The organism is Paracoccus sphaerophysae, assembly GCF_000763805.1.
GTDB classification, from domain to species: Bacteria; Pseudomonadota; Alphaproteobacteria; order Rhodobacterales; family Rhodobacteraceae; genus Paracoccus; species Paracoccus sphaerophysae.
Genome location: NZ_JRKS01000091.1, coordinates 1 through 8,664, shown reverse-complemented (window position 1 = coordinate 8,664; position 8,664 = coordinate 1). Strand labels below are relative to the sequence as shown.

The 8,664-nt window shown below is 67.7% G+C and carries 5 protein-coding genes and 1 pseudogene; 2 read left to right on the top strand and 4 right to left on the bottom strand.

Annotation, left to right across the window (positions count from 1 at the left end; translation table 11 throughout):
* Positions 1-290: 290 nt before the first annotated feature.
* Positions 291-551 (top strand): annotated as a pseudogene (locus IC63_RS19275) (hypothetical protein); the annotation flags it as partial.
* 1,242 nt (positions 552-1,793) lie between these two features.
* On the opposite strand, the gene IC63_RS15690 reads toward IC63_RS19275, so the two are convergent.
* The 4 genes from IC63_RS15690 to IC63_RS17110 all read right to left on the bottom strand — a co-directional run bounded on the left by IC63_RS15690 (position 1,794) and on the right by IC63_RS17110 (position 5,217).
* Entirely contained in the window at positions 1,794-2,168 is a 375-nt protein-coding gene (locus IC63_RS15690) for a hypothetical protein (protein ID WP_036722190.1), read from the bottom strand.
* A gap of 776 nt (positions 2,169-2,944) precedes the next feature.
* Positions 2,945-3,268 carry a plasmid mobilization protein gene (locus IC63_RS15685; protein WP_156965523.1) on the bottom strand — a complete coding sequence of 108 codons (324 nt, stop codon included), beginning with the start codon at positions 3,266-3,268 and terminating at the stop codon, positions 2,945-2,947.
* A gap of 580 nt (positions 3,269-3,848) precedes the next feature.
* On the bottom strand, positions 3,849-4,007 hold the full coding sequence (locus tag IC63_RS18285; protein WP_156965522.1) for a hypothetical protein: 159 nt from the start codon (positions 4,005-4,007) through the stop codon (positions 3,849-3,851).
* A 337-nt stretch (positions 4,008-4,344) separates the two neighbouring features.
* Entirely contained in the window at positions 4,345-5,217 is an 873-nt protein-coding gene (locus IC63_RS17110) for a helix-turn-helix domain-containing protein (protein WP_052042317.1), read from the bottom strand.
* 628 nt (positions 5,218-5,845) lie between these two features.
* Between IC63_RS17110 and IC63_RS15675 the strand changes: the two genes are divergently transcribed.
* Positions 5,846-8,664, top strand: a 2,819-nt coding sequence (locus IC63_RS15675; protein ID WP_052042316.1) for a helicase-related protein, incomplete at its 3' end; no start/stop codon positions are given.

The window sequence follows — 8,664 nt, the reverse complement described above, 5'->3', positions numbered from 1 at the left end:
AAAAGGCGACCCCGCTGGCCCGCCGCCGCTGCGTTACATGGGAACTACGCAGCGCCGGGCCAGCTCAGCACCGGAGGGGTCAATATTGGACGCCGATAAGGGGTCACGATTGGATGCTGATTGACAGGCTTACTGCCAAGGGGCGAATGTGCCTTAGGTATATGGCGGCTCGGATGCTGATGTCAACAACGACGGGGCTCATGGGGTCGCCTCACCGTGCTGCGCCGCGCGGGTGCTGACGGTGTCGATCAACGCCGCAAACTCCCGTTCCATCTCGAAGACCTCGGTGAGGCGATACACCAAAGTTCCGCAATCTTTGGGAACACATCGGGAAGAAGCTTCCGAAGAAGGGGCGGGCAGCGGGAAAGGCGCTTGATCCGCTCAGTCTTCCTGTCGAGCTCTTGACGGCCCTAGAGGCGCTCTATGGGCATTACGAAAAGACGTTCCGACTGTGGGAGGGAAAGGACATCGGCGTCCCGCCGGTGTTCATCGTTGTATGCAACAACACGGCCATCCTCGGGACTTCGGAAATAAAGCGCCGTTGCATCGCGGCCGAGGCTCGAGCCGCCCCCGTGCCAGGCATACTCACCTCGCCCGAGGTGGTGCTCCAGCCAGGCGTCGAGGTCGATTGCTGTCCGGCCCAACCCAGAGGACGGCAGCTCGACTAGCATCCGCACCGGAAAAGCGCGGTCATCAATCTGTCGCTGCGGGGTGGAACGGCGCACTATAATGAGCGAACATAACGTGAACGACTCGCGGCGGGAAGGACGAATGGGTCAGCCGACAAGTAACGGCGACCTCGACTGCGCCCCTGCAAATCTCGGGCGCGCAGTGTGATGCCGCCGCGTCCGGTGTCCGGAAGATCGTTGGGAGGTTCGTTCAAGGCTCTCCAAGGTCCCAATCCTGCGCCGGCGGCTGTGCGTCGATGTCATTGTCATGTTCAGTGTCCGACTCGCCCAGTCCTTCCGGCTCCGTCCCGGCGGAGTCGGCGTCGCGTTTCGCCGCATCCGGTAGTGCGGGGCCGCCCGGCCTGTCGGCTTCCCTGTCGGCCGACTTTCGAGAGGCTTTCGGGCGCACGTCATGAGAACCAGGGTCCGGGGGACCGCCGATCTGCGCAGCAGGCGGTGCGTCCCCTGTCGCCAGGTCGGATTCTGTCCCCTGTTCGGTTCGACGAGAGGAGACTGACAGCGGCCGCCGCTCCACGGCGACGGGACTGGCGGTGCCCCTCCGCGGCGTGATGCCCGTCCTCAGCAGGGGTGTGGCAGGGTCGAATTCCGTCTCCGGTCCGTCCGACTTGGTCGCGGCCGCGGCTTGCCTGTCAGCCCCGGCGGTCGAAGTATCCGTTGCCGGCACCACTTGCCCCGCAGGGGGTGACGAGGCGCGACGCGCCGCAACTGGCGTGTCCGGCGGGTCATGTGAAAGCGATGCCGAGTGAGGAGCGGTGTCCTGCGCGGAGGTCGCATCTCTGTCGACTTGCGCCTTCGGGGCCGCGGACGTGGCAGCTGCGCGGGTGTCTGCAGGTGATGCCACCGGACCATGTCCTGGATCGGATGCAGCCCCGGGAGGTCTCACGGAGCGGTCACGTGTCTCTGGCCAGCGGGCAAGGTAGGCCGCCGTGAACAGGCGCGCCTGCCCCGGCGGACCGAATGCGCCTATCGCCTGTCCATTGATCGTTGCGCCGCTCGTGTCCGCGAACGTGGTGACCACTGCCTTGCCGGGTAAGAGCCGAATGGTCCAGTTGGCAAACCCTTCGCGCAGGACCGCGAGCGCCCTGCCGAGGAGCATGCCGATCGTCATCCCACCTTCTGGTTGAGCAGGCCGTGCAACTCGCTGACCATCCGCAGCATCTCCTTTTGCGATTCCTCCAGGGCGGCCAGTCGGGGCTCCAGACCCGTTGCCGGGTCGAGAAGCGGGTTCACGCGACTGACCAGCGTCAGCAGTTCCTTGCGCGTGTCGTCCAGAACCGCCAGAAGCTTGCCCCCCAGGCTTTCCTGCTCGTTCTCCGGCCGGTCCAGGAGATCCAGCAGCGCCATCAGCTGTCGCACCGATGTGTGCACGGCCAGCATCTCGTTCAGCAGGATCTGCTCCGGGCCCGGCAGTGCCAGCGGCTCCGGGATCGACAGCGAGGCCTTCTTTTTCCCGTTCCTTGCTTCGGGCGGTTGCGGCACGGTGGAGTTCCTCCAAGTGTTGGGCGTTGCGGTGCAGATCGGCAGTCAGGGTCCATTCGTCCAGCGCGCTGCGGGCCCTCGAGAGGCCAGCACACAGGGTGAAGCGGCGGGCCAGATGTTCCGGCGACCATCCGGGGCCGAATGTGCCGACCAAATCGATACGCTCGCTCTCGCGCACCAGCACGCGTCCGGACTCCAGATGCCAACCGATCCGCTCCCTCAGGGCGCAATCGAACGCCTCGAGCGAGGTCGGTTGAACCGCGGAAAATACCTCCTCGAGACGCTTGAGGCCCCCGTCATCAAGCCTCTTGCGCCGTCGGCGGAGCGGGGCATGGGGGACGAGTCGGGGAATGTCGGGGTCGAAGTAGACGGGCGCCTCGATCCCAATCATCCGAGCCAGCGCCAAGTGGGCCTTGGTGGATCTCTCGTCGGTGGTGCCCGAGAGGATCGCCCGGCCGAGGAAGGTCCGCGCCGCAACCGCCACATGCACGTGCTGGATCTTCGTGTCGACATGCCGGCTGGCCAGCCAGGCGGACCCATGCGGTGGCGCGCCGAGCTCCTGCAGGGCGGTCAGGACCACCCGCTGCCAGTCGGCATCCGCGAGTCGGAACCCCTCCGGGGGCGAGAGGGTGATGGTGAAGCATCCTGTTCCCCGGCTGATCAGGTCGAGGTGCTCGGTGATCTGCTCGGCGCTCCGGAACGGCACGGTGCCTCCGATCGGGACGGCGCCACGTTCCAGCACATAGCGCACCGGTTTCCAGGCGCTGCGATGGTGTTCAAGATAGGGGCGCATTGTTGCGCAGATCCGAAACGACGGCTTCCATCAGGCGACCGTATTCCGCCAGCAGCTCTTGGATGATTTCCTGTTTGCGGTGCATTCTCTTGCGCTTCATCGCTTCGAGAATATCGTTCAGCAGAAATCCGACCTCGCCGAGGCGGCGATCGATGTCGCCACGGAAGCTTTTCCCTTTGGTCGAGAGGGCGCGCTCAACCAGATATTCGTTCTGGCTCAGTCCGGATTGCTTCACCAATGCCTGCAATTCGTCGAATTGCGCTGCGGTCATGCGGAAACTGACCTGCGTTCTCTTCTGCTTCTCCACCCCGACCTCCCTCACGCCCAAGGGACATGATCGGCAAACCTGCGATCACATGCGAACTGTTTGCTTCTACGACAGCTGGGCGGGCCAGAACGCCCATGGTCGCGCGCGCCTCATCACAGCTGTAAATCCCTCAAATGCTGACGCGTTGCGGAAAATAAAGGTTTTTCGACTGCGGTGACCCTCGCGGAGTGCTAGCACTCTAGGTTCTGTTGCTCCTCGGCTAACGGCCCCCGTAATCCAAGGCTTTCAGGCTATCAGGAGAGGCTGTCAGCGCGGCGCCGATGGCATCGCCAACCGAGGTCTCACGCGCCAGCGCGATTACGCAGGACCAACATGGATGCACATCAGGAAAAGGTCAAGTCCCCAGGCTGGTAGAATATCACGAGCCAGCGAAAAAATTGACAAAACCAGTGTATTATTAAAGCCGAAATGAGCGTATTTTTACGTTTATCGTTTTCCTTGCAATTTGCAAAGCTCTGGCTCTGTGGAATCTTCGACCGATTGCCGGGGACAGCTCAGTCCCGTTTGACAAGCACGATTGAGACTGCGTTTGTAGATTGCACTTAGATTTCAACGATTGTCATAAAGCTTCGCCGACGAAGATCCGGACGAGCAACGCGCTCATTACCGAGATCACCCCGCCGCTCACTGCCAAGGTGGCGAGAAGCTTCGCGATCGGATTGGCGTCCTGGCGGGGGAGCCGCCCGCGCAGGCCGCGGCGCGGCGCGGCGTTCGCCAAGGACCAGCCCGACGCCAAGGGTCAGGAACGCGAGGACTGCGCGGTCGATAGCGATGAACGCGGGAGCGTGGCCGCATCAACACCAACTGCCCCGGCACCGCCTTCGAGCCTTCGCCGACCAGCTGTCGGCTGGCTCGGTCGTAGTAGCCGCGTGGCTTGAGCCGGGCTGAGCCAGGCCTGGCGGGGCTGGCGGTTGCAGCGTCCGCAGGTCCTTCGTAGCCATGATCGAGGTCGACGAACGGCAGTTGCACGTTATGAAGCTCATCCCGATGCCGCCGCCCGGCTGGGACAAGGAGAGCTGGTGAGCGGGCGGAGCGGGCGCGACCCGGCGCTGAGGTCAGCCGAGATCCTCGAACCGCGCCGGACCGCTCCAGCCCTTCTGCAGCCAGATCGCAGCGAACTGGAACCCCGAGTTCGGCCAACTCGCCGGTCGCGGCACGAGCAGGATCACCCGGACGCCGAAGCCCGCGGACCGTATCTTCGCGATCCTGTGGCTGGTGGTGAGATGGCTGAGGGGCATCAGAAACACCACGTTCCGGGAGACCTGCAGGCTGTGGGAGAGGAAATCCCGGAGCCGGCTGAACGGCGGGTTGGTCATGATCCAGTCGACCTCGCGCGTCCAGGCCAGGAAGTCCCGGCCCTCATCCAGCTCGCACCAGTGGCGGTCGAGATGCGCCGGGAAGTGATCGAAGAAAGCACCCTCACCCCGGGCCGGGTCGAGAATGCTGCCCTGCAGATGCCGATCGAACCGTCGGACGATCCGGCCGGCAAGATCCCGGGGCGTGAACACCCGGTCCGCAGCGGCTTCGTTCGCCCCCGGCACCAGGGGCCGGCTCTGTCCCGGCCCGCGCAGCAGATCGTGAATCCCCAGAACCCGAAGATAGCGCTGCAGCGTCTCTACCCGTCCCCGGAACGTGGTTTCCATAGTAACGATCGTCTGGTGGGTAACGCCGAGCCGGACCGCCATGTCACGCTGCGACATTCCCTTGCCCTTGCGGCGCCGTGCCAGGTCACGGCCGATCCCCGTCGGCGTCTCTGCGGAAGACCAGCTCCAGGAGAGCTTCAGCACCCGGCGGAGCTTGTCCAGAGACGCGATCGTGCCCCCGCCCTCGAGCACCGTCCGCACCGTCATCGGAGCCAGCTCCGCCGCCTTCGCCAACGACGTGAACGAATGGGACTCGCGAAGATCGGCGGGAAGGATATCGGACACGGCGGGAGGGTATAAATTCCATATCAAATGGTCAAAGATTTTTTGTCGCACTGTCCTGGGGCCGGACGGCTACGTCATCATGATCAACACAACGCAATCCAAAGGGTCACCGAACGGCGGCAAGCCTCTCAAAAGAGGGCTTTGGCGGCGGGCCATCGGACGGAGCCATGCTGGGCGGAGCTCGAAACTGCACTGGGCCGTTTCAGGATGGGGCGGCTGCTGACTTTATTCCCGTCGCATGGGCAGATGAGTGTGTTATTCCCCATCGGATGCAGCTTCGGGCCGTAGGTAAGTTAATCTTGCTGCGCCGGTCGGAAATTCCGGTTGTCGAAGTTGCTAAAACGGCGCAAGTGAACTCGCCCCCGTTTCGACCACTCATTCAGGAACAAACTTGGAGGCTTAGGGTTAGGTCGCATAAACGTGTAACAGGGGTCATCAAGTGAGCCGGCACCCCTTAGATGAGGCTATGAGCGCCCTATACGTAGCCGGTGCGCCGCTCTGCCCCGACGGCGGCCGCTGGCCCTGTGGGGGGCCGGGGGCGCAGGGTTGACGCAGCGGCGCTGTGGAACCGCCTGCCAGTCGGGCGGTTGACTGGCGCTGCCGACCCCCACAAGAGGATGTGATTCCCATGCGCGACATCGCCACCGTCGACCTGCCCTTGCCGACGGGGGCCGAGGCGGCCGTCGCGGTTGCCGAAGTCTTGCGCGAGGGCGACGTTGTCTGGGCCGCCGCCACCGAGGCAGAGGCCGGGCGGATCGCCGCGGCGCTGGCCGTCGCCGCGCCCGCCGCCCGCGTGGTGCTAATGCCCGAAACGGACGCCCTGCCCGGCGCCGGGATTGGCGCCTCGGCTGCCAACATCGGCCAGCGCCGCGCCGCGCTGAGGGCGCTGGCGACGAGCGATGGCCGCCCGACGGCGCTGGTGACCACGGTCGGCGCACTGGCCCATGTCTGGCCCGCCCCCGGCGCCGCGCTGGACGCAGGGCTGGTCTTGCGCCCCGGCGATGCGGCCGATTTGGCCGAGCTGACGCAGCGGCTGGTCGCTCTCGGCTATGTCGAGGACGACCGCGTGGACGAGCCGGGCGAGGTCGCGCTGCAGGGGCAGGTCGTGGACCTGTTCCCGGCGCAGGAGACCGCGCCGGTCCGCATCGAGGCCGCGGACGGCCGCATCAGCTTCATCAGCCGCTATGACGCGGTCGATCAGCGCACCACCGGCGATCTGGACGAAGTCCGGGCCCTGCCCGCACAGGAACCGGCGGCCGACGGCGGATCGCTGCTGGCGCATCTGCCGGCGGCGCGGGTGGTGCTGGACCCCTCGGCCGCCGAGCGCCGCCGGGCGCTGGCGGAACTGGCCGCCAGCCTCGGCGACGGCGCGGCGGCGGCGCGGCGGGCACTGCTGGACGACGCCGCCTGGACCGCGGCGCTGGGCGGGCATCCGGTCCTGTCCCCCGAGCCGGCCCAGCCCCCCCCGGACCGCTTCGTGGAAAGCCGCGCGCCCGAGCGCGCCTTCCGCCGCGCCGCCGAAGCGGCCTGGGCGGCGGGCGACCGCGTCGCCCTGCTGGGTGCGGCCCGCGACCTGCGCTTCCTGTCGCGCCGCGCCGCCCGGCTGCTGGGCCGCGAGGCCACCGTGGTCGCGTCGTGGGACGAGATCACTGCGGCGGAGCCCGGCGCGTTGTTATGCCTGCCGATGCCCTGCGAGCGCGGCTTCCGCCGCAGCGGCGTGCTGGCCGTCGCCGCCGCCGACCTGCTGGGCAGCCGCGCCCGCCGCGGTGACGAGGGCGCGGCCGCCCTGTCGGCCCTGCCCGACATGACCGCAATTCGCATCGGCGACGTGGTCGTGCACGAGGATCACGGCGTCGGCGTTGTCCTGGGGCTGGAAACCATTCCGGCGGTCGAGGGCACCCCGGCCGCCGACGCCATCCGCCTAGGCTATGCAGGCGACGCGACGAGGCTGGTGCCGATGGACCAGGCCCGCCGCCTGTGGCGCTATGGCGCCGAGCCCGAGGCGGTGACGCTGGACCGGCTGGACGGCGACAGCTGGAAAAAGCGCCGCGCCGGCGTGTCCGAAGCGGTGGACGAGACCGCCGCGGCGCTGATCGCGCTGGCCACCGCGCGGCAGGCGGCGAGCGCCCCGGTGCTCGAGGCCGACCCGGCCGCCTGCGAACGCTTCGCAGCCGGGTTCCCGTTTCCGGCGACCGCCGACCAGCACCGCGCGTTCGAGGCGGTGGCGGACGACCTGCGCGCGGGCCGGCCGATGGACCGGCTGGTGATCGGCGATGTCGGCTTCGGCAAGACCGAGATCGCGCTGCGGGCCGCCGCCATCGCCGTGCTGGCCGGCAGGCAGGTGGCGCTGGCCGTGCCGACCACGGTGTTGGCCCGCCAGCACGCCGACAGCTTCGCCCGCCGCTTCGCGCCGCTGGGGATCGCGGTGGCAAGCCTGACCCGCCTGTCCTCGGCCACCGAGCGCAAGCGGGTGCGGGAGGGGCTGGCCGACGGCTCGGTCCGGGTCGTCGTCGGCACCGCGGCGGTTGCCGGCAAAGGGGTCTCCTATGCCGACCTGGGGCTGGTGATCATCGACGAGGAACAGCGCTTCGGCACCGGCGACAAGAACCGCCTGCGCGGCCTTGGCGCGGCGCATGTGCTGTCGATGACTGCGACGCCCATACCCCGGACGCTGCAGGCGGCGATGATCGGGCTGCAGCAGATGTCGGTGCTGTCGACCCCGCCGGCGCGGCGCCAGCCGATCCGCACCTGCCTGGACGCGTTCTCGCCCGCCGTGCTGCGCGGGGCGCTGCGCCGCGAACAGGCGCATGGCGGCCAAAGCTTCGTGGTCGTGCCGCGCATCGCCGACATGGAACCGCTGGCGGCCCATCTGGCGCGCGTCGTCCCCGACCTGACCGTCGTGCAGGCGCACGGCCAGATGGCCGCGGCCGATCTGGACGACGCGATGATCCGCTTTGCCGGCGGCGCGGGCGACGTGCTGCTGGCCACCAACATCATCGAGGCGGGGCTGGACGTGCCCCGCGCCAACACCATGATCGTCTGCAACGCCGACAGCTTCGGCCTGGCGCAGCTGCACCAGCTGCGCGGGCGGGTCGGCCGCGGGGCGCGCCGCGGCCACATGTTGATGTTGACCGAGGCCGGCAAGGACTTGCCAGCGGCGACCGCGCGGCGGCTGCAGACGCTGGAAATGCTGGACCGGCTGGGCGCGGGGTTCGAGATCAGCGCCCGCGATCTGGACCTGCGTGGCGGCGGCGATCTGGCGGGGGACGACCAGACCGGCCATGCCCGGCTGATCGGCGTCGACCTGTATCGGCACATGCTGGCCGCGGCGCTGCGGGCGGCGCGGGTCGCGGGCCGGGCGGGTTTGTCCATCGTGCGGGCATGCACCTCGCCCCGGGGGGTGACGGAAAGCGGCTTCCACACCGTCCCCTCGGGTTGCCAGGGGGG